Source organism: Pseudoalteromonas sp. S16_S37 (genome assembly GCF_014694405.1).
Classification (GTDB): domain Bacteria; phylum Pseudomonadota; class Gammaproteobacteria; order Enterobacterales; family Alteromonadaceae; genus Pseudoalteromonas.
Map to the genome: position 1 here is coordinate 1 of NZ_JAAUWV010000063.1, position 22,236 is coordinate 22,236.

The 22,236-nt window shown below is 42.2% G+C and carries 21 protein-coding genes and 1 pseudogene; 6 read left to right on the forward strand and 16 right to left on the reverse strand.

Translation table 11 applies throughout. The features are described from left to right. Window positions 1-111: 111 nt before the first annotated feature. The 13 genes from HC733_RS19115 to ccoN all read right to left on the reverse strand — a co-directional run bounded on the left by HC733_RS19115 (window position 112) and on the right by ccoN (window position 11,784). Window positions 112-681, reverse strand: coding sequence for a DUF1800 family protein (locus HC733_RS19115; protein WP_190366596.1), 570 nt, complete (start codon window positions 679-681; stop codon window positions 112-114). 100 nt (window positions 682-781) lie between these two features. Then, complete coding sequence (locus HC733_RS19120) at window positions 782-2,149, reverse strand: sensor histidine kinase (RefSeq protein WP_190366597.1); 1,368 nt, start codon at window positions 2,147-2,149, stop codon at window positions 782-784. A 4-nt stretch (window positions 2,150-2,153) separates the two neighbouring features. Next, complete coding sequence (locus HC733_RS19125; protein ID WP_190366598.1) at window positions 2,154-2,825, reverse strand: response regulator; 672 nt, start codon at window positions 2,823-2,825, stop codon at window positions 2,154-2,156. 128 nt (window positions 2,826-2,953) lie between these two features. After that, window positions 2,954-3,877: a universal stress protein UspE gene (gene uspE / locus HC733_RS19130; RefSeq protein WP_190366599.1), complete on the reverse strand. Its 924-nt coding sequence runs from the start codon at window positions 3,875-3,877 to the stop codon at window positions 2,954-2,956. 100 nt (window positions 3,878-3,977) lie between these two features. Further along, on the reverse strand, window positions 3,978-4,712 hold the full coding sequence (locus HC733_RS19135; RefSeq protein WP_190366600.1) for an FNR family transcription factor: 735 nt from the start codon (window positions 4,710-4,712) through the stop codon (window positions 3,978-3,980). Window positions 4,713-4,745: 33 nt separating this feature from the next. Then, window positions 4,746-5,417 carry a sulfite exporter TauE/SafE family protein gene (locus HC733_RS19140; RefSeq protein ID WP_190366601.1) on the reverse strand — a complete coding sequence of 224 codons (672 nt, stop codon included), beginning with the start codon at window positions 5,415-5,417 and terminating at the stop codon, window positions 4,746-4,748. Further along, the gene (gene ccoS, locus HC733_RS19145) at window positions 5,404-5,577 is read right to left on the reverse strand and encodes a cbb3-type cytochrome oxidase assembly protein CcoS (protein WP_190366602.1); all 174 of its coding nucleotides are present in this window, start codon (window positions 5,575-5,577) and stop codon (window positions 5,404-5,406) included. Before ccoS ends, HC733_RS19140 begins: the two co-directional genes overlap by 14 nt. Next, window positions 5,574-7,949: a heavy metal translocating P-type ATPase gene (locus tag HC733_RS19150; protein WP_190366603.1), complete on the reverse strand. Its 2,376-nt coding sequence runs from the start codon at window positions 7,947-7,949 to the stop codon at window positions 5,574-5,576. Before HC733_RS19150 ends, ccoS begins: the two co-directional genes overlap by 4 nt. 5 nt (window positions 7,950-7,954) lie before the next feature. Beyond that, on the reverse strand, window positions 7,955-8,446 hold the full coding sequence (locus HC733_RS19155; RefSeq protein ID WP_190366604.1) for a FixH family protein: 492 nt from the start codon (window positions 8,444-8,446) through the stop codon (window positions 7,955-7,957). Between the two features lie 115 nt (window positions 8,447-8,561). Then, window positions 8,562-9,527 (reverse strand): cytochrome-c oxidase, cbb3-type subunit III, encoded by a 966-nt coding sequence (gene ccoP / locus HC733_RS19160; protein ID WP_190366605.1) that lies wholly within the window; start codon window positions 9,525-9,527, stop codon window positions 8,562-8,564. After that, window positions 9,524-9,709, reverse strand: a complete 186-nt coding sequence (locus tag HC733_RS19165) for a cbb3-type cytochrome oxidase subunit 3 (protein WP_190366606.1) — start codon at window positions 9,707-9,709, stop codon at window positions 9,524-9,526. Before HC733_RS19165 ends, ccoP begins: the two co-directional genes overlap by 4 nt. A gap of 5 nt (window positions 9,710-9,714) precedes the next feature. Then, entirely contained in the window at window positions 9,715-10,338 is a 624-nt protein-coding gene (gene ccoO / locus HC733_RS19170; RefSeq protein WP_190366607.1) for a cytochrome-c oxidase, cbb3-type subunit II, read from the reverse strand. A gap of 12 nt (window positions 10,339-10,350) precedes the next feature. Then, window positions 10,351-11,784: a cytochrome-c oxidase, cbb3-type subunit I gene (gene ccoN / locus HC733_RS19175; protein WP_190366608.1), complete on the reverse strand. Its 1,434-nt coding sequence runs from the start codon at window positions 11,782-11,784 to the stop codon at window positions 10,351-10,353. A 311-nt stretch (window positions 11,785-12,095) separates the two neighbouring features. On the opposite strand from ccoN, the gene HC733_RS19180 reads away from it, so the two are divergent. The 3 genes from HC733_RS19180 (at window position 12,096) to lepB (ending at window position 13,997) form a co-directional block, all read left to right on the forward strand. Next, entirely contained in the window at window positions 12,096-12,539 is a 444-nt protein-coding gene (locus tag HC733_RS19180) for a hypothetical protein (protein WP_190366609.1), read from the forward strand. A 16-nt stretch (window positions 12,540-12,555) separates the two neighbouring features. Continuing rightward, the gene (locus HC733_RS19185) at window positions 12,556-13,032 is read left to right on the forward strand and encodes a GreA/GreB family elongation factor (protein WP_190366610.1); all 477 of its coding nucleotides are present in this window, start codon (window positions 12,556-12,558) and stop codon (window positions 13,030-13,032) included. A 305-nt stretch (window positions 13,033-13,337) separates the two neighbouring features. Then, window positions 13,338-13,997, forward strand: a complete 660-nt coding sequence (gene lepB / locus HC733_RS19190) for a signal peptidase I (RefSeq protein WP_190366615.1) — start codon at window positions 13,338-13,340, stop codon at window positions 13,995-13,997. 215 nt (window positions 13,998-14,212) lie between these two features. On the opposite strand, the pseudogene HC733_RS19195 reads toward lepB, so the two are convergent. Then, window positions 14,213-14,570 (reverse strand): annotated as a pseudogene (locus HC733_RS19195) (DUF1428 domain-containing protein). A 337-nt stretch (window positions 14,571-14,907) separates the two neighbouring features. On the opposite strand from HC733_RS19195, the gene HC733_RS19200 reads away from it, so the two are divergent. After that, the gene (locus HC733_RS19200; protein ID WP_190366611.1) at window positions 14,908-15,147 is read left to right on the forward strand and encodes a hypothetical protein; all 240 of its coding nucleotides are present in this window, start codon (window positions 14,908-14,910) and stop codon (window positions 15,145-15,147) included. A 206-nt stretch (window positions 15,148-15,353) separates the two neighbouring features. Continuing rightward, window positions 15,354-17,039, forward strand: coding sequence for a S41 family peptidase (locus HC733_RS19205; RefSeq protein ID WP_190366612.1), 1,686 nt, complete (start codon window positions 15,354-15,356; stop codon window positions 17,037-17,039). Between the two features lie 145 nt (window positions 17,040-17,184). Here the strand turns inward: HC733_RS19205 and HC733_RS19210 are convergent, their stop codons facing one another. Next, window positions 17,185-18,738, reverse strand: coding sequence for a collagenase (locus HC733_RS19210; protein WP_238937628.1), 1,554 nt, complete (start codon window positions 18,736-18,738; stop codon window positions 17,185-17,187). 305 nt (window positions 18,739-19,043) lie between these two features. Next, window positions 19,044-20,036 (reverse strand): GlxA family transcriptional regulator, encoded by a 993-nt coding sequence (locus HC733_RS19215; protein ID WP_190366613.1) that lies wholly within the window; start codon window positions 20,034-20,036, stop codon window positions 19,044-19,046. A 116-nt stretch (window positions 20,037-20,152) separates the two neighbouring features. Between HC733_RS19215 and HC733_RS19220 the strand changes: the two genes are divergently transcribed. After that, window positions 20,153-22,051: a beta-ketoacyl synthase gene (locus HC733_RS19220; RefSeq protein WP_190366614.1), complete on the forward strand. Its 1,899-nt coding sequence runs from the start codon at window positions 20,153-20,155 to the stop codon at window positions 22,049-22,051. Window positions 22,052-22,236 lie beyond the last annotated feature (185 nt).

Below are 22,236 nucleotides of genomic sequence, written 5' to 3' on the forward strand. Positions count from 1 at the left end.
AAATTGCGTCTAAGTTATTCATGCCCTTGTCCTTGGTAATCTTATGTTTCTTGGTCGAAAGATCTGATCACCACAAGGGCTTTTAGTTCATTTTCTTATGCGCAGCTCAGGTTAATTACCAAATGCGCCCTTTATCAGTATATCTTGGTAACTGGCAACCATCTCTGGATGTTCACTGATCTCATCACCAGCGGCGTTTGAAACAACTAGGATTTGTGATAACGCAAATGCCATTCGTTGGCGCAGTTGATCTTCTCCAGTAATCGTATTTTGCCAAAATGCGATACTGGTCGACTCTAAGTAAAATGGGCTATACGCATTTTCGTCATCCACACGGTATTTTTGACCGAGCGAAATAACTTTTGGCAATAGTAAATTTGCGGGTTGTTTTAACTGTGCTTTAAACCAACTTGACGCTGATGTGCCTGTTAGTGCCTGTATTTGCGAAGGCTTAGCGCCGAAGGTTGCCTGTTGTAGCAATCGGACAACTTTGTCAGGGCTGGAAAAGCCGTTATCTAAGTTGCTAGTAATGAGTTGTTCAGAAGAAGGTAAAGAGTTCTTTTCTTGCCCTTGTGCGGATAATTTGCTGATGGGGACAGAGTTTGCTTTACTACCAAAGACAAGCGCACTTAATAAACAGAGATAGCAAAGCGAGCGATAGAATGTTTTATTTAATGACATAGTTAATGGACCAAAAATTTAATCTTAATCTAAGTTTAAGCTGTTTTGGTCCTAACGTGTCTTACAACTAACCTTGCTGAAGATTACAATTTTGTATGGTTTAATCTACTAGCGTTGGTATCTCGATATTAAATACAGCGCCACATTGCTCATCAAGCAGCGTTATATTGGCGTTATGAATATCGCAAATGGCTTTAACAATACTCAGACCTAAACCGTTTCCAGGTGTTGAGCGGCTTTTGTCTACCCGATAAAAACGCTGGAATACTTTGCGTTGCTGTGATTTTTCTATACCGGGTCCATCATCACCTATTTGCAGTAGTGCGCCATTCGTGTGACTTTGTATCCTTAACCAAACTGTTGCACCTTCTCGGCTATATTCGAGCGCATTTTCAAGCAAGTTGCTGATCAATTGATTAAGTAAATCAACATCACCAAAGCAATGTATGTTATCAACAATTGACACTTCTAATGATTTTTCAGCGTCAATAAATACAGGGTCATAACTTTCGCCAAGCTCCTTTGCCAGCTTGGATAAATCTAATTTAACAAAGCCTTGTTTGTGTTGACCGGACTCAATTGCATTCAGTCTAACAAGGTTATTAAAAGTCGTAATTGTTGATTGTAGATCTGAGTTTGCCTGCTCTAAATGACTTGCGATTCGTTCGGGTGAGTTTAAGTCCTGATAGATGCTCTGCATACGGTTGGCAACTCGGGTCAGCGGTGTTTTTAGATCATGTGCAATGCCAACCGACATGGTTTTCATATTGGTATGTAATGTCGTCACATCATCAAGCATTTGATTAATGGCATGTATGACAGGAGCATATGGTTTATCGAACATGTTAGCTGAAAGCCGTTTTGTGTCTGGAGCGCTAGTTATAGCGATAATAGCGCGAGCGAGGGAATTTGCTGTTCGGTTTTGTCTAAACTGAATGAAGTTAAAAATGCTCAGTAACAGCGGCAAAGACAGCCAAATCATCCAAAAAGCAGCACCGTTTACGTATGTATTGGCAGTGGAGAATGTATCTGATGGTGTTTTAACTATTACTAAAGAATATTGGTCATCTAAATCGAACTCAATTTTATACACAGGTAGGTCGTTGAAGATAATTTTTTTTGGTGTTACTTCCTGCTGTTGGGACATCAAGAGTAATTGACTGCCGGCAATACGCCTGTTGTCACTAAATAGCGCCACTAATATGCCTTCTTCTTTAAGATGCGTGTAGCTTTGTTGCTCGTTAAACAACGCCTCTGTTTGCATTTCAAATTCGCTCATTATGCCTGCAATATGAACTTCCTCATACAGTTCAATCACCTCATCTTGGAAGTGCTGCAGCACAGCTGTTTGCTCATTTTCGAGCTGTAGTTTGAGCGCCTCTGTCACTATAAGCGTCAGTGCGCTCAGTACTAACCAACAGAACAATGAAGTTTTGAGTTGGGCAAAATACTTAATAGGGTATTTCATAGTGTTAGTCCGATATGAGATAGCCTTGTCCACGGATAGTTTTGATCAGCTCCTTATCAAACGGTTTGTCGATTTTGTTTCTAAGTCGACTAAGGTGTGTTTGCACAAGGCTTGTTTTGGGATCAAAGCTAAACCCCCATATTTGCTCAAGCAACATAGTTTTGGTGACCAACTGTTGAGGATTGAGCATCAGGTATTCTAAGATTTGATATTCTTTTGGCATGAGGTCTATTGTTACACCTCTACGTGTCACTGTTCGTGTTGTTCGGCATAGTTTTAAATCGTTCAGTGACAACGTAATCGTATTATGGGCTAATGGGGGGCGGCGAGATAGGGCGTTCACACGGGCAAGAAGCTCAGAAAAAGCAAAAGGTTTTGCTAGGTAGTCATCTGCGCCAGCATTTAATCCAGCTACACGATCGACTTTTTCACCCAAAGCAGTTAAAAGAATAATTGGCGTAGAAACTTTGCTTTGTCTGAGGATGCGAACTGCATCTAGCCCATCCATATTAGGCAGCATTCTATCGAATATAATGACGTCGAATGTATGAGTGGATGCAAGTAATAACCCTTGCTCTGCACTTGAAGTGTGCTGTGCACTATACCCATGTTGAGTAAAGCTGTCGGATATGAATTGTGCTGTATGATTATCATCTTCGACGATCAATATCTTCACGCCCACTCCTATAGTTATAAATTAAAAATTCATAATATAAAAAAGTTGGCAGGCTGTACCATACAATTTTGTATGGTTAGATGGAAAAGTATAAAAGCCCTGAACAAGGGCTTTTATACTCTTACTAATTATTCAGCGAGCGGACTTTTATAGCCATCAGGTTTTAGCGCTAACACATCGCAGTCTAGGCTATCGATAACATGCTCAGCAGTATTGCCAATGAGGGCTGCACTAATGCCTGTGCGGCCAACTGTACCAATCACCACAAGCTCTGATTTTTTGTCTTTGGCGACCATGGGAATGACATCCTCTGGTAAACCCTCTTTAACGATGCAGTCATCCTGTGAAATTGAAAAAGAAGCGGCTAATGCAAAGGTTTCTTCTTCGTGGTGTTTCTTCACCGCTTCATTGTATTGAGTGGGATTAAATTCAGGAATTTCAATAGCGATGTTAACTGGGGTTGCTGGGTAGGTGTTCACCAAACTCAGTTTTGCGTTAGCGAGTTGGCAGATAAACTGAGCGTCGCTAATAATGCGCTTGTTTAGCTCCAAATGTTGATCATTATCACTTACGGCATTGACTGCGGCAAGAATATGACCATGCGCAGGCCAATCTTGATCTTTTACTAGTAATACGGGAGCAGGACATTTGCGAATAAGGTGCCAATCAGTTGGCGTAAAAATGACTGATTTCAGAGTGTCGTGTTGATGCGTGCCTTTAACAACCAGATCATAACCATCTTTTATAACGGTTTTGATAATTGCTTCATAAGGGCGGTTATGCCATAGCACTTGACTGTGAATATTAATGCCTTCCACATTTTTTAAAATTTCATCTATCCAAGCTTCTCTATCTTTAACAACCGCGTCTCGCATAGCTTCACGCTCATCTTTAGAGAGCATAGTGGTCATTTCATAAGAGAAATCATAAATAGATAAAAACGCGGTTACTTCAGCACCGGTTTTTTTTGCAAGTGTAATGGCGCGCTGTAGGCTGTTTTGTTGCGCTTTGGTTGGGTCTATAACGGCTAAAATGCGTTTAATCTTATCCATCGCAAATTCCTTAACGTGCTTTGTTAGCTAAATCAGTTAACTTAAGTGTAACTGATTTAGCGCAAGGTTAAAGAATTTACCAGCAATTCGTTGTTTTAGATCAAAGGGAAATGGCTGCAGTTCTTGCCAGCGCTGGAATATCCAAAATGGTAATAAATTTACCTTCAACTTTAATAATTTCAGATTTTTGGAAACGACTGAGCAAGCGGCTAATTGTCTCAACGGTTAAGCCCAGATAGTTACCTATTTCACCTCGAGTCATGGTAAAGCGGAATTCTTTACGAGAAAAACCACGTTCGCCAAAGCGATTTGATAGATTGAAAATAAACGTAGCCAAACGCTCTTCTGCGGTTTTCTTATTCAACAGTAATAGCATTTCCTGATCGTAATTAATTTCGTTACTCATCAAGCGCATGATCTGTTGGCGCAACTTAGGGAGTTTACCAGCTAGGTCATCAAGTGTTTCGAATGGGATTTCACAGACCATAGATGTTTCTAGCGCTTGGGCAAAACTCTGATGCTGCATTTTGTTAATTGCGTCAAAGCCAACCAAATCACCAGCTAAATGAAAACCTGTAATTTGTTCATCACCTTGCTCTGAAAGCGTATAGGATTTAAATGAGCCTGAGCGAACAGCAAAAATTGAATTAAGCGGTGAGCCAGATTCAAATAAGTAGTCACCCTTGTGCAATGGTTTTTTACGCTCGATAATTTCATCGAGTTTGTCCATTTCGCTGCCATTAAGTGTGAATGGCAAACACAGCTGACTGATACTGCAGTTATTGCAGCTGATTGTGCATTGGCCTTTGCCACGCTGTTGGTTGCTTAAATCCATAATAAATCCATTCTTTAATACGTTTTACCTAGGTTAATGTACTAATCTATCGGTTGCAATGATTAGGAGATAAATACCATACCAGATGAAAATACTCCCAAATGCCAATCTTACCAGATTATGATTTAAAAAGCGGTTAAGATGTTGTGCTGATTGGCCAACTACCACCATGGCTGGCAGTGTACCAAGTGCGAAAAACAACATGATCAAGGCGCCATGAAGCGCTGAGTTCGCTTGCAATGTCCAAGTTAATGCTGAGTAGACAAGCCCACATGGCAGCCAACCCCATAACATGCCGTAAAACAACACTCTTGGATAACTTTTTACTGGCAATAAGTGTTTGTTTAACTTAACTAAGTGTTGCCAAATCATAGTTTTCGCTATGCTTTCAAGCCATTTAAGAGAGCTTGCCAATCTCATAACATAAATACCAACAAGCAGCATAAACACACCGCTTAGGAACTTTAGGCTCAGAGCAAAGGTGGTATTTTGTTTAGCAAACGCGCCGCCTAAGGTGGCAACAAGTGACCCTGCTAGCATGTAGCTGCTTGCTCTGCCTAAATTATACAGAACGCTGACCAACCATGACTTAAGTGAATGAGCGGCAAGTTGTAGGCTAGAAGCGACACCGCCACACATCACTAAGCAATGACCACTTCCTACCAAGCCCATAACAAAAGCGCTAAGTAAACTAATCTCGTTCATTGGCGTTATTGTGCTGCTCTTTATCGTCTTCGAATAAAATGCTGTGGCCTTGCTTTTCTAAGTCTGAAAACTGCTCGCTCTTTACTGCCCAAAAAAAGATACCAATGGCAATGATCACAAATAAGATAGCAATAGGGATTAACACATAGATGATACTCATAATTTTAATAACCTTAGTGAATTACCTATCACTATTATAGAGCTTGTTGACATGCCAATGACTGCTATCCAAGGTGGTACCAGTCCAAAAGCGGCAAGCGGCAAAATAGATGCATTATAAAACAAAGAAATAGCTAAATTTTGCTTAATGATACGGCGAGTTTGCAGCGCCACTTTGTGTAAATCTAATATGGCACTTAGGCTACTTTTGAGTAGTACAACATCGGCGACATTTTTAGAAATGTCGGCACCGGTTTCCATGGCAATCGATAAATGTGCGCTGTTAAATACAGGGCTATCATTTACACCATCGCCAACCATAGCAACAACTTCACCTTGATTTGACCAAGACTCAACGGCTTTTTGTTTATCTTGAGGAGAACAGCTGCTTTGCTGTGAGTTTAGACCTAGGCGCTCTGCCAGTTGTTCGCCAGCACGACTACTATCTCCAGTAAGGAGGTGACAAGTTAAGTTGTTACTTTGTAATGCATTTATAACTGCTTCTGCGTTGTCGCGCACTTTATCATCGAGGTGAAAATCGGCAATAGCATGCTCATTAATAAACAAGGTTGCTTGGGCTTGGCTTTTAGCTCCGCCAAACCAAGTGCTTTTACCGATAGCAATCGCGTCATTACCAAGTTGAGCACTGATCCCAATACCTGGGTGAACGGTGACATTAGTTAACTGATGGTGCTGTGTTAAATGCTCATTAAATGCATCTGCGATTGGATGTTCAGAATAGCGCTCTAAGCTAGCAGCAAGGGCAAGCGCCTCTTGCTCACTGTACTGGTCACTGATCAACACGGTATGGTTTATAGAAAAGCGTCCCTCAGTAAGCGTGCCAGTTTTATCAAACGCAACGCGTGTGAGTTTAGTAAGAGTCTCTAACACATGCGCTTCTTTTATCAGCACCCCTTTTTTGGTAAGAGTGGCTACAGCGCAAGTGAGGGCAGTGGGAATGGCCAAGCTTAAGGCACAAGGGCAGGTCGCAACCAGCACCGAAATAGTGACCCAAAATGCTTGTTCAGGAGAGATAGAATACCAACCAATTGCTGTTAGAGATGCAAAAACCAATAAGCAAGCGACAAACCACTGTGCTACTTTATCTGTTATCTCAACTAATTTAGGGCGCTTACTTAAGGCAGAATGCTGCAAGCGAATAATTTGGTTAAGTAGGGTATTTTGACCAATTTTATTGATCTCTACACTTATCACCCCATCATGGTTAACGGTTCCTGCAAAGACTTGCTGACCTACATGCTTGTTTACGGGTAAATGTTCACCAGTCATCATGGACTCGTCAACACTGGTACTACCTTCAAAAACGATGCCGTCTGCAGGAATGGTCTCGCCGGGTTTTATTAAAATCTTATCTGCTAGTTTTAGATTTTTCGCAGCAACAACTTCCTCGTCACCCATAGGTGAGATTTTTCGCGCCGTAAGGGGTAACAGCTTTTGCAAGTTTGCGGTAAACTCACTGGCTTTAAGTCTTGCCCTAAACTCGAGATATTTACCCAGTAGCAACAAGAAAGTGAACATACAAATTGATTCAAAGTAGACTTCACCTACTTCCATAACCGTAGCGTAACAGCTTGCGGCATACGCGCCAAAAATTGCCAGCGACACAGGTAAGTCCATGTTCAATTGCTTGGCTTTTAAACCCTTTATGGCGTTAGTTAAAAACGGTAGTGCAGAGTACAAAATCACGGGGGAGGCGAGCACTAAGCTTATCCAGCGAAAATATTGCTCGAAATCTTCTTCCATCCCAGAGAACATACCAAAGTACATTGCAAACGCAAACATCATGACTTGCATTGTCATTAGGCCAGCAACACCGAGTCGGCGAATATAGGCTTTTGCTACAGCTTGCTTTTGCGCTGCTTCATCATCAGCTTGAAAAGGATAGGCCTTATAGCCTATTTGCATCAGCGATTTGATAATGTCACTGAGCAAAATTTGTTTAGCATCCCAAATGATCATAGCGCGGTGAGTCGAGGTATTAACATCAACACGCGTTACGCCACTTAGTGCCAACAGTTGCTTTTCGATTAGCCATGCACAGGCAGCGCAGCTGATCCCCTCGACACTCAGAAGTACCTCATTAAGCTCACCCTGATGGGTGACGAAATCCTGTTGCACATCTTCATTATCGTAACTTCTGATAAATGAAAGTTGTTCGGGCACTAACTCTTCAACTTTGCCCGCAGAGGTGGTTCTAAATTTGTAATAATCACTCATCCCCTGTGAGAGGATGGTCTCGGCCACCGCTTGGCAGCCAATACAACATACACTTTGCGGTTCGTTTTGATAGAGCACTTCACCAGAGAACCCTGACGGAATTGGCTCTAAACAATGAAAGCAGGTTCCAGCCATAATATTTACTTATACTCAGGAGATATTTTTATACTTTCTTGGCTTGGAAGCTGAATGTTTTCTTTGAGTTTCCAACTCCCATCCATAGGCTCTAAGAATACGGTATATGCGCCTTGTTGAATGGGTTCCAATACCGCTGTAAATTCACCATTGGCATTAGGGAGTAGGGTGGTGTTGAAATCATATTTTTTAATCGTTCTGTGATAAAACGACGCTTTTAATGCTTTGACTTTACTATGGTCGCCTTTGGTGAATGCAAATTTAATGTAGTCGTTATCAACTTGCAGGTCGCCATGTAGATACAATGCTTTAGCTTTATTGAACTTAGTAAGTTCTAAGTTAATGGCTTTGCCTTTTTTGTAATAATCATCAACCACCATATCGGGACCATTGCCGACGGCTACCATCACTAAAACGACACAGGCAACAATGGTTGCAACAGGAAAGAACATTAAAAACCAAGGCCAGAAATTTTTATACCACGGAGTAGGACTCATAACGACTCTAATGCTTGAAAAGTGTGGCGATATTTTATCGTATTTGTTGTTAAATACCTAAAAAAAAGCCTCCAAACGGAGGCTTTTTTGATCTTAATTAACTATTAAGTATCGATTACTTATCTTGTGACAAGCTATACACGTATGCAGTTAATAAGTGAACTTTGTCTTCACCTAAGATATCTTTCCATGCAGGCATTACACCAGCACGACCGTTGTTAAGTGTTTCTTCAACTGCGCGTTGAGAGCCACCGTACAACCAGATGTTGTCAGTTAAGTTAGGTGCACCAAACGGTAGGTTGTGGGCAACAGAGCCTTTACCGTCAGCACCATGACATGCTGCACACATTGCAAACTTAGCTTGACCTGCATCCGCGTCTTTTTGGTTAACTTTACGACCAGAAAGGCTCAGCACGTATGCCGTCATTTCTTTTACGCCTTGCTCACCAAGTGCTGCTTTCCAAGGTGGCATTGCAGCAATACGGCCGTGTAAAAGCGTTTCTTTGATCTTGTCAGGTGTACCGCCGTATAACCAATCTTTATCAGTTAGGTTAGGGAAGCCAGTAGCACCACGCGCGTCTGAACCGTGACACTGAGCACAGTTTTGCGAGAACAAACGCTGACCGATTTCAAGGGCCTTTTCATCTTTTGCAAGCGTTTCGATGTCTTGCTTAGCAAACGCTTCAAAGATCGGACCAAAACGCTCTTCAGCTGCGATGATCTCTTGGTCTAACTGAACCTTTTCACCATTTGCAAGCGCTTCTTCAGTTGCTTTTTTAGATTCAGCAAGCGAAGTGACACCTTGGTTTGAACTTGTCCACTTAGCAAGACCTTGCCAGTTACCGAGACCTGGGTAAGCTGCTAGATAATAAACAGCCCAAACGAATGTTGCGAAGAACATATAAGTCCACCACTTAGGTAGTGGGTTATTGATTTCTTCAATTCCATCAAACTCGTGACCACAGCTTTCGCCTTCTTTAACACCTACATAGTTCTTTAGGTTCCAAAGCAATAAGCCAAAGATCAGAGCAAGACACGCTAGGGTTAATACGATAACCCAAATACTCCAAAAGCTAGTCATTTTTCAGACTCCTTTTCCTCGTTAGAGATTGTTTCTTTATGCTTTTTTTCATCTTCAAAGATGGCATTAGCTGCATTATCAAAACGATTTTTAGTGCGTTTACTATATGCCCAAGCAACAATCACAATAAATAGTACCAAAATTACCAGAGTCAAAATGCCTCTGTATGTGCCGTAATCCATAATAATTACTTCAAGTGTGTGCCAAGTTGCTGAAGGTAAGCAATAAGGGCTTGCATTTCTGTTTTGCCTTTAACTGCTGCTTCTGCGCCTTGAATATCCTGCTCGGTGTATGGCACACCAAAGCCTTTGAATACTTCAAGTTTCTTGGCGGTTAACTTACCGTCTAGTACATTTTCATCTAACCAAGGATAAGCTGGCATGTTTGACTCAGGCACCACTGAACGTGGGTCCATTAAGTGTGCATAATGCCAGTCATCTGAATAGCGTTGACCTACACGTGCCAAATCAGGACCTGTACGTTTAGAGCCCCACTGGAATGGATGATCCCATACAGATTCACCAGCTACTGAGTAGTGACCGTAACGCTCAACCTCGTCACGGAAAGGACGGATCATTTGTGAGTGACAGTTGTAACAACCTTCACGAACAAAAATATCTCGACCTTCCATTTCAAGCGCTGTAAGAGGGCGTAGGCCATCTACAGGTTGAGTTGTGTCTTTTTGGAACATCAACGGAGTGATTTCAACAAGTGCACCAAAGCTTATTGCGAATACCGTTAGAATGGCCATTAGACCAACGTTCTTTTCAACGATTTCGTGTTTGTTATTGGCTGAATTATTATTGCTCATAATCTACACCCCTTAAGCCATTTGCGTATTTGCATCAGTAGCTAGTGAGCCACTTTTAGCAGTTACAGTGCGCAGCACGTTATATGCCATAACTAGCATACCAATAACGATGAACACACCGCCTAAGAAACGCATGATGTAGAACGGCTTAGACGCTTCTAGAGACTGTACAAAGCTGTACATCAAAGTACCGTCAGAGTTTACTGCACGCCACATTAGACCTTGCATTACACCAGAGATCCACATTGCAACGATGTATAGAACAACACCAACAGTGTGTAACCAGAAGTGGGTGTTAACAAGTTTGACGCTGTACATGTTACCGTGACCGAATAGTGCAGGGATAAGGTGGTAAATTGCACCGATAGAAATCATTGCAACCCAACCTAGGGCTCCTGAGTGCACGTGACCTACAGTCCAGTCAGTGTAGTGAGAAAGCGCGTTTACTGATTTAATTGCCATCATTGGGCCTTCAAACGTAGACATACCGTAGAAAGACAATGAAACAACTAAGAAACGAAGCACCGGGTCAGTACGTAGTTTATGCCATGCACCTGAAAGCGTCATGATACCGTTGATCATACCACCCCAAGAAGGTACGAATAAGATAACAGACATAACCATACCTAGTGACTGAGTCCAGTCAGGAAGCGCAGTGTAGTGTAAGTGGTGAGGACCTGCCCAGATATAAAGAGATACAAGCGCCCAGAAGTGAACAACCGATAAACGGTAAGAATAAACTGGACGACCTGCTTGTTTTGGTACGAAATAGTACATCATACCTAAGAAACCAGCAGTAAGAAGGAAGCCTACAGCGTTGTGACCGTACCACCACTGAACCATCGCATCTACCGCACCTGCATAGATTGAGTATGACTTAGTAAGAGACACTGGCACTGCCATACTGTTTACGATGTGTAGAACAGCAACAGTGATAATGAAACCAGCATAGAACCAGTTTGCTACATAGATATGAGATACTTTGCGCTTGATAAGCGTACCAAAGAACACCACTGCATAAGTTACCCATACGACCGCAATAGCGATATCGATTGGCCACTCTAGTTCTGCGTACTCTTTAGATGTAGTAATACCTAAAGGTAGTGTGATGGCTGCTGACACAATAATAGCCTGCCAACCCCAGAAGGTGAAAGCTGCTAATTTGTCTGAAAAAAGACGCGTTTGACAAGTACGCTGAACAACATAATAAGATGTTGCAAAAAGTGCACTAGTACCAAATGCAAAGATTACTGCGTTCGTGTGTAACGGACGAAGTCGAGAGTAAGTTAACCATGGAGTGTCGAAGTTCAATGCTGGCCAAGCGAGTTGGGCTGCAATAAGAACACCAACGCCCATGCCAACGATGCCCCAAATCACTGTCATGATAGCGAATTGGCGTACAACTTTATAATTGTACTCAGTTTGTGATGCTACTGTTTGGCTCATTTTCTGGATTCCGCTGCAATTAATGCGATTAGAAATGAATTACCTGCGTTAACAGGCCCTGCTTATTATTTCAACAAGCTCGTTTAAAAATACATCTGATGACACAAATTTATTTCAAACCAACTTGAGAAACCCTTATTTTTGCAAGGAAATGATAATTTTTTTGCAAAAGAAAAGATACCTCAAACACCTAAAATTATGACATCAATCAAATTTTGGCCCTAAATTTGCTCAATTATTCACCTTTGTGGAATATCTACTAATTCTGCATTACTATAGCGCAGTTTTGTAAATGCCATTTCGGATAAATAATGACCAAATGCTGGTTTTACGCACTTGTTGCTGTGAGTTTATTGAGCGCATGCTCAGACCCTTCAGACATTATACATGAAAGTTCAGAAAATAGTGAAAGTTCGTTACAAGATGTGAATTGCATTGCTGCGAAGCCTTGTACATCAAAAAATGGTGCGTATGTGTGGTATGCCAAAGAGCGCATTGAGGGGGAAAGCGAGTTTGAAATCTTCATTAAGCTCCCAAAGGGTTACACATTAAAATCGGCGATGTTATCGGGTGAAACAATGAATATGGGATACATTCCGGTGTTTTTTGAGCCACAGCACAGCAATCTACAAACAGCAAACACAATGGTCGGGCTATGTACGTCTAAGGTGATGCAATGGCGTCTAACACTCAATCTGGTTGACGCCCAAGGCGTCACACTCACAAACACCTTTCCTTTATATGTAGTCAGATAGCATCATGAATAATGTTATGAATAAACACATCGTCATTGAACATATTAAATTTGCACTAGAAGTAAAACTAAACGAAGCGCAGCAAGCCGCGCAAAGCGCGCATCAAGATGCCACCCACGAACAAAGTGTTGCTGAAACCCAGTATGATTCGCTCAGCATCGAATCTGGCTATTTAGCACAAGGTCAGAGTGAGCGAGTCAACGACGTGCACAAATCAATTTCGTTATTTGCACAAAGTTATGACGTTAATGCGCTACCTAATATAGGGTTTGGTAGCCTTGTGAAGGCAATCGATATCGATGACAACGCACATTGGTTTTACGTTGGACCCAGCGAAGGCGGGTTAAAGGTAGCCGTTAAAGGTGAACAGATACTGGTGATCACACCGTCTTCCCCTATAGGCAAAGCGATGTTTGCAAAACACGTTTGTGACGAATGCGAGTACACAGTTGCAGGGCAAAGTTATAGCTATGAAATACTTGCGGTGATGTAATTTAAAGAGGCTTGAGCGCCATTTAAGTCATTCGGTACAAATGAAACAAAGTAGGTCGGTATAAGCGAAGCGCCATCTGACGCAATTAAAAGTTTATGTTTTTATAATTTAAATCCTTTGTCATTAAAGAAATACATGTCTGATGTAATGTCGAGGGCGTTAAATTGGCTTTAAACCCAGATGTTTATACTCTCTGCAAAATTTACTTACATCTTACTGACTGGCTTTTCAGAACTTTTTGTTGTAGGTATGTTCCAATTTCCCAATACCCCCAAATTAAGGAATATAGAATGAACATATCTACAATGACGCAGCGCGCGTTGCAATTTATCAAGAGAAACTACAACTTTATCTTATTTGTCACCCTTATGTCGGTGTTTCGTAGCGCGTTTGCTGATTGGTACACCATACCCAGTGGTTCAATGCAACCTACCATAAAAATTGGCGATCGCATTACCGTGAACAAAATGGCGTACGATTTACGAGTGCCTTTTACTCATCACTCATTATTACGAACTGGGGAACCTGCGCGTGGCGATATCATGGTCTTTGACTCAAAAGCTGCCAGCGAGCGCTTAATTAAACGCGTTGTAGGGCTCCCTGGCGATACCATTGCTATGCGCAACGAAGTACTTTTTTTAAATGGTGAGCAACTAGAGTATCAGTTAGATGGCGACAGTAGTGCGGTGCTATTAGTTAGCGAACAATCGGAAACGGACCGCCATGTAATCCAATTTGACAAAACACGCCCAGCTGTGAGCGCCAACTTTGAACCTGTCACTATTCCAGCCGACCATTACTTAGTGTTGGGAGATAATCGCCGTAATAGCGCTGATTCGCGGGTGATCGGATTAGTTCCGAGAGAAGAGTTGCTCGGCAAGGCAACCTATGTGGCATTTTCACTCGACTTAGATAATTACTATTTTCCTCGTCAAGATAGGCTGCTAAAAGATTTATATAACTGATTAATTTGTATGACATTGGTTGTGCTTACTAGAGTTCGAGAGCAGGTCGGAGTATGCGAAGCACCAATCGACATTGTCGCGGCTATGTGCTTTTTTATACTTATGTATGAGTGGTGCAACGTCGAATCGACTTTAAATTACTTGATGAACTATGCCCAATCCATACAACGGCGATGATTGGGCATTTTGCTCGAATCTCTTATGTGTCTAAGCGTTTAAGATTTTTCGAAAATAATATCAAATCCACCATAAATTAGGCGCTTACCATCAAAAGGCATCGGCATATTTTCGGGGCTCATGCGAGGGTCTTTCATTATCTTTTGCCAGCCAGCATCTCTGATTTCTTTTGAAGGCCAAGTGACCCAAGAAAATACAACAGATTCATTCTCTTGCGCTTTGACTGCCAAGGGAAATGACGTCACTTGACCATCGGGTACATCGCTTCCCCCAAGTTTCAACAACCTTCAAAGCACCAAACTCAATAAAAATGTCCGCAGCCATTTTGGCGTGCTCTATGTATTGTTGTTTATTCTCTCTCGGCACAGCTGCTACAAACCCATCAATGTACGACATAATCAAACTCCTTTGTATTATAAAGTACTAAGTATAGTTCGCCACTTAGCTGAAAAACAGATAGTGGTTGAGTGATACAACCACAACTCAAAATTATAAAAGCCAAATGAACACCTTGGGTGTCAGTTGTTCTTTTCACTTAAATTTTTAGTCATGATTGTTGCCACTTCATTAAATACTTTTATTTGCTCAGGGGAAAGAGCGCCTTGCATTTTTTGGATGAGCTTGGACCCCTGTATATTTATGAAAAAAGAACTTTCGAGATAATTTTAGTGAAGTTGATTAACATTTTATTTTCAAATAAAGTGCTTATGAACTTTATTAAAAGGAAATTCAAATGAAATTAAAACTACAAAAACGAAAATTAAAGCACTTACATTCAAATAACCAACTGCCAGACAAGCAAACACCCAATGTTGCAGGTGGTGTTGATGGATATACGGGGTTTACTTGCGAATGTACTATTACATGTGGTGCATGTTTCCCAAACACGTTTAACGATGGCACCTGTCTGACTCAATCACCAGAGTTGACGGGTTGTGCTTGCCCAACTACCTCACCCAATATTTGTTATTAAGCTTGTTTTGGCCTTTATATGCAGTAGGGCCATATCTTATAGCGATGTATGTGGATATGAGCGAGTGAGATCTGACACCTCGACCAATAAAGCGTGACAACACTTTCTCACACAATCAAACATCCCTTGTACAAAAGCTTAACGAGTTACACATTTTTTAGACTTACTATATTTCGCAGGATTTAAACATAATTTGCGAGATGTTCATGGATAACAAAATACTCTTAAGCGCTTTGGCTCTCAGTGTACTTTCTGGTTGTGGCGGTATTGATTGGTACAAACCGCAAGCGGACGCTGGCGCTGATCAAACCCCTTCCGAATATAATCAAATACGCCTTAATGGCGTGGCAAAAGATAAAGACAACAACATAAAAAGTACGATATGGACGCAAGTGTCAGGTCCTCAAACCGTCACCATTCATGATGATGACAAAGCCTATGCTTGGATAGACATGCCAAAAATGGCTGGAGACTATGTTTTCAAGTTTGAGGTAAAAGATAAGTCAAACCAGCACGATAGTGATGAAGTAAAAATCACCATTAACGAAGCATTAGCGAATCAAGCCAACATGGTGGGTGCATGGCATATGCCGGGGTATGGCCGGTGGGCACATTTTTTAGGCAAGGACGTTATTGAATACATTGCCACCAGTGAGCACTGCATCATGAGACTGAGAGCGTCATATAATACCTATTTGCAGCGGCTTGGGTTTAGCGTACGTGGCTCGCAAGCCAATTGGGATGTGCTTGATGAGCAAGCGATGAATAATGCAGGTGTGTACAGAGAAGATAATGTTCCCATGCAATGTAATCCTGAAAACGGCCCCGGTTATTCTAACGATGCCCAGCTAAATTTTGACTTTGCTTGGCAAAGTGTGAATGAATTTCAAGGGCATTTTACGAAGCGTGGGGTTGACTGGCAAAAGCAGTATGAGCTGTTTGCCCCGCAAATTGACGCGCAAGACAACATGGAAAAAACCTTGCCAATCATCGCGCAAATGCTCAATTCCTTAAATGACTTCCATAGTTTTATTCTCTTTGACGAACTCATTATTGAAACGGGTCGTAAAAAGTCCAAATTGAGAGAACACTTGGATACAAAACATGAAATTACGTTACCTCAATTACGCGAACAAATCGATGTACTGAACCCACTTCATATCGACGCTGATGTTGAAGCGCTTTATAACACAGCGATTGAAAACTACGCCGATGAAAACGGACTAAAAAGTTACACGAATGAAGCCTCGAAGGCTGCGACAGGCAGAGCTTTGCTGAAATGGGGGAAAACCCAGTCAAACATGGGGCTGCTAGTCATCAACCATATGGATTACCTATCTCTAGAAGAAATCGACACGCAATTTGATTTGATTTTTGATGATTTAGCGCAAACGGATGGGCTGATACTCGATATTAGAACAAACCCTGGCGGCTCCGATGATGTAGCTCTTGGAATTGCTAGGCGTTTTTTTGATAAAACACAAGTTGTGTATAAAAAGTTTGCTAAAAACCATGATGGTCAATCGCCACATGAAGAGATCACGGTCTCGGTTGATGAGGCTAAAAGCCGCTACCGCAAGCCTGTTTATTTGGTCACCAGTGAAGATACCATCAGTGCGTCGGAAATATTCACACTCGCCATGCGTAACTTAGCTAACGTTACCCACATAGGTGAACCAACCCAAGGTGCGCTTTCTGATGTGCTGCCAGTGATCATACCTGCGGGTATTATGTTAGGTGTTTCAAACGAGACCTATTTGGATCTGGATGGTAACGAGTTTGAGGCTACAGGTATTCCACCAAAAGTGCTTGTATCCACCTTTAACTTGGATGCAATAACCGAAGGACGCGTATTAAGCTATGACGAAGCCCTGCGTCTTGCTGGCAAATAGCATAACGATTTCATAGTTAGCACCCAGGCTAGCCTCAACTGTCTACTCGGTTGAGGCTATTTTTGATAATGCAAAACAACTCCGTTTTTATAGGCTTTGAACAAGCTACCAAATAACAGAGAACATCCTTGTTACAATCTGTTTGTTATAGCATTTCTACTTTAATTTCGATCCAAGCCGATGCGCTGTTAGGCGTACCACCTTTGCTTACAGGTGTGATCTTAAACCCACCCCAATGATCAGTATAGCTTTTGCCGATAACCAGCTCAGAGTCGGTTTGGTCATCACCCCACCAACCGGGTGTTTTCGAGCCTGGCGTCATATCTAAAAGATACGAGGTTGTTTTCCAAAAACGCTCGTCGGTTTCATTTTCGAAATAACCTTGTAAGTTGATCAACACGCCATTTTGGGTGTTCGGGTAGCTGTTATTCGTGGTGCGGTATTCTAGCCAATAAGTGTATAGGCCATTGCCAGACTTTAAACGTAGGCCGATGTTACCATTGTTGTTACTGGCGTGATCAAAGGCATAAATACGGTAGGTACCTGATGAGTTAATGACAGGCACATCTGAGTCACTTAGCCAACCAAAGTAGTGTTTATAGAGCAAGTTATATTCTTGCAATGAGTGTGCGCCCATACCCATCATGCTATACACATTGCCATAGTTTAAACTTTCAGAGTTATAGTCACCTACACCAATCACTTTACCAGGACCTGCCTCTAACGCTTTAGCGTGGCGTAGCCCAAGTGCATGTCCCAACTCATGGGCTATCACTCCAGCAGTATGATGGTACAAGGTAATACTTGGTGGCGCAGCACTTGAGTTATAGTTACCAACTTGCGGTGCCACCATCATCACCACTGAGCCAGCACCTGGGTTATCTGGGTCAACGCCAAGCTCTGCAATTTTTGATTTCCAAAGTGCTGTCCAACCATGGAAGTCATTGTCGTAAGTGCTTTTGGGTTGGTTAATTTTGATAGTGGGTGTGGATATATCGTAGCTAACCGTAAATTTACCGTAAGACTGCTCTTGGTAATATTGAACCGTTTTATCTAGCTCTTCTTGCATAGTCGGCCAGTTTAAAGGCGTATCAGAAAATTCAAATCGATAAACCTTAATATGAGCATAGTTGTATTGATAACCATCGCCATCTGTCGGTGGAGGAGGTGGTGGGGTATCGCCAGTGGTTCTACATTGTGTTGCGCCAAGCTCTACCACTAAAGAGGCATCTTTTGCGGCGCCCATAACACTGATATACGTCCAGTAACTACTTGGGTTGGTCAAAATGATGCATTCGCCATTACCAGCATTTGTTGATGAAGGGTCGCTGCCATCGGTACGCGGCCATCCACCATTTTTGGCATATAGGCTCAGATCACCGCTGCCATAGCCCGTGCTTATCGCCACGCTGTTGTATTGGTTTGCGTTAGCAATAGTTAAGTAACGGCTGCTTGAATCGGGCAAACAAACCGTATCACCATTCGTGATTGTTCTTCCGGTGAAAGGAGATTCACTCGCACAGCTGTCGACAAGCTGAAAGCCGGTCGAGGCTAAATTGGTGAGTTGTGCAACTGGCTGAGATTCAATGCTCATAATATCAGCGAGCTGAGTGTTTGCTTGTTCGGCTTGGGTTGCGAATGAACTCGCAAGCACCAAAGCAGAAAAGCAATATTTACATGTTGTATTGTTGGTTTTCATTCCTTTTCCTTACTTTAAAAATAGCGATTACCTCAATCGTGCACACTACAAATGTGTAGGAACACAATGAGGGAATCTAGTTATAGCACCTAGAATATAAAATATACAATATATTGAATGAAATTAAATTGTGGTCGGAAAGGTTTAATTAAGCTTATTAAGGCAAGCGGCTAAGGGATGCGATAAGCTGGGCAAAGGCCGGTTGCGTTTGGGGATCTCATCACTGGAGTGAGGTTGAAAATTTGAAACAATGCAAGTGGTTTTCAACCGCGCTTGTTAACCATATTGACAGTTTGGATTGGTCGCTATGAAAACAGTTTTCGTCTAACAACCTTTCGGTACTCTCTGGGTGTTTGATCAAGCTTTAATTTAAACGCTCGAGTCAGTAACCCCTGAGAATTAAAGCCAACAGATATAGCAATATCCTGAATGGACAGGTTGCTGCTTGCTAAAAGCTCTTTTGCACTTTCGACACGCAGTGACTGCAAATAATCGCTGGCGGTTTGGCCTGTGGCTTCTTTGAAGCGTCGGTTAAAAGTGCGATAGCTTAAATCAAACTGCTCGGCGACATTTGCCAAAGAGAGTTCATTTGAGTAATTGTTTTTAAGCCAGAACTGAATTGCGGCAATTTGCTCATCAGGGTGCTTGTCTACAGCACCTTCTAGATAGCGCTGCTCTTCGTATGGTTTACGAATTTCGTGAGAGAAGTTCTTTTGCACATGGTTTGCAGCTGCTTGACCGTATAGTAATGAGATTAAGTGAACGACGACATCGGCGAGCGCATTTAGGCTTGCAACGGTATAGATTCGCTCTGATTGGGTGATGAAAAAGTCTGGTTTTAAATCAACATTAGGGTAATTGCGAGCAAATTGTTTGGCATAGTGCCAGTGTGTGGTTGCTGGGTGACTATCCAATAAACCAGACTCAGCTAAAAAGCAAACACCGGTGCCTACGCCGATAATGGTGCCGCCGTTTTGCCAACTGGCTTTTAAATCATTTGCAAGTTGAGCGGTTTGGCGAATAACAGGTCTGGGGTTTCGCCAGATACTGGGCACTATTACATAATCTTGTTGTGCTAATTCACAAAACTTGCCTGTTGGCTGTAATTGAATGCCTAGTTCATTATCTATGAGACGCTCTGGATCACTTAGCCACGATAGTTTGAGCGGCCTAAAGTCGTGACCTAGGTGTCGTTTTGCAAAAGCTTCTCCAGCTCTGAGCATCTCCGCTGGTAATGTTACGCTGGTAAACAGCATGTGCTGATAAAGGGTAAAAGCGATACGAATAGGTAGAATCATCTGGACTGACCACTCTTTAATGGCTGATTTTTTACAATGTATGGCCAATTTTGTATTATCTGTGTTTAAAGTTCCAATTAAAATCAGTACATATTTGGCTAAACAGAACAAATCAAATGACAGCATTACCAATTATTGTTGGAATGGGGGGCATTAACGCCGCTGGGCGTACTTCATTTCATCAAGGTTTCCGCCGCATAGTGTTAGATAAACTAACGCAAAGCGCACGACAAGAAACATTTTTAGGCTTAGCCACGCTCATGAACTTGGTTCGTTATCAAGATGGTCAGTTAGTGACAAGCGATGGTGAGTCTATTGAAAAAGAGCAAATAGAGACACGCTTTGGTGAACAAATCAAAGCGGGTACGCTTATCCGTAAAATAGAAAGTAATCACTTTGATGTAGACGCAACGCACTGGCAGCAAAAATTAACTATTAAAGGCAGTGATGACACTGGCTTACGTTTTACTTGTAAAAAACGAGACTTACCTACACCTGTGCCAAGTAGTTGGCAGGTTACTGAGGTAGATAGCAAGTTAGTAACTGTGATCGTGCCTGATCAGTTAGAAATTAAGCACGATAGTTATCGCGACAACCCAATTAAAGCCGCGGGTCAATTTCCAACAGGTTTTGACCCTGCAACTATGTACAACAGCCGTTATCAGCCAAGAGGCTTGCAAGCGACTATTTTCGCAGCAACGGATGCTGTGCGCTCAACAGGTCTTGATTGGCATACAGTAATGAATAGTGTTCGACCAGACCAAATTGGTACCTATTCTGCGTCGATAGCAGGTCAAATGAATGACGAGGGATTTGGCGGCCTGATCCGTGCTCGAATGAAAGGTGAGCGCGTAAGCACTAAACAGCTTGCGCTTGGCCTCAATACCATGTCCACAGATTTTATCAATGCGTACGTTACAGGTAGCGTAGGTACTGCATTTAGTACTTCAGGAGCATGCGCTACATTTCTATATAATTTACGTTCTGCGGTAAATGACATTCAAGCCGGTCGCATTCGTGTTGCGATTGTAGCGAGCGTAGAGTGTGCTTTAACACCTGAAGTTATCGAAGGCTTTGGCACTATGGGGGCGCTTGCCAACGAAGAAGGACTGAAGAAATTAGACAACAGTGATGAAGTTGATTATCGACGTACCAGTCGCCCATTCGGTGAAAACTGTGGTTTTACCATCGGTGAGGGCGCACAGGTCGCTATATTAATGGATGACGAGTTGGCATTGTCTTTGGGCGCGCAAGTGATGGGATCTGTTGTTGACGTGTTTGTCAACGCAGACGGTATTAAAAAATCAATTACAGCGCCAGGTCCTGGTAACTATATAACGATGGCAAAATCGGTTGCGTTAGCTGAACAAATTGCTGGCAGCGAAGCTCTGCGTGAGCGCAGTTTTATCTTGGCACATGGCTCAAGTACACCACAAAACAGGGTAACAGAATCCTTGATTTACCATAAGGTTGCTGAGGCTTTCGCCATTGATAATTGGAAAGTCGCTGCGCCAAAAGCCTATGTTGGACATACCATAGCTCCTGCAAGTGGTGACCAACTTGCTATGGCTCTTGGGGTGTTTAGTCACAATATCATGCCTGGGATCACAACGATCGATAGCGTTGCAGACGATGTATATAGTGAACATTTAGACATTCGTACACAGCATTACGAGTGTGGCGAATTAGATATCGCGTTTATAAACTCAAAAGGGTTTGGCGGCAATAATGCAACCGCAACGGTGTTTTCGCCCAAGCAAACAATGAAGCTACTTGCGAAGCGTTACAATGATGATGTGCTTGCTAGTTACCAACAAAAATACATGGTTACACAGCAGGCTCAAAGCAGGTATCAACAAGCAGCTGATTTAGGGCAATACCAGCTTATCTATCGATTTGGTGAAGGCCAAATTGATGAGTCGGAACTGGTTATTAGCAAAGATGCATTGTCTATTCCAGGGTTTGATAATGACATTTTGTTAACCGGAAACAATCAATATACTGATTTGAGTTAGAGATAAGAATTGTTAAGCAAAGTTGGGCGCTCAGGAAGAGCGCCTTTTTGTTGCCCCAAAAAGCTAAGGGATCCCCATAAATAATCATTTAAATTCAAACACATCACTAACATCCAAATTTTGCCAATTCAAGTCAGTGATGGTTTTCTTAAAATGCCGGAGCCCCGCCATATAGTCTTGCTTAT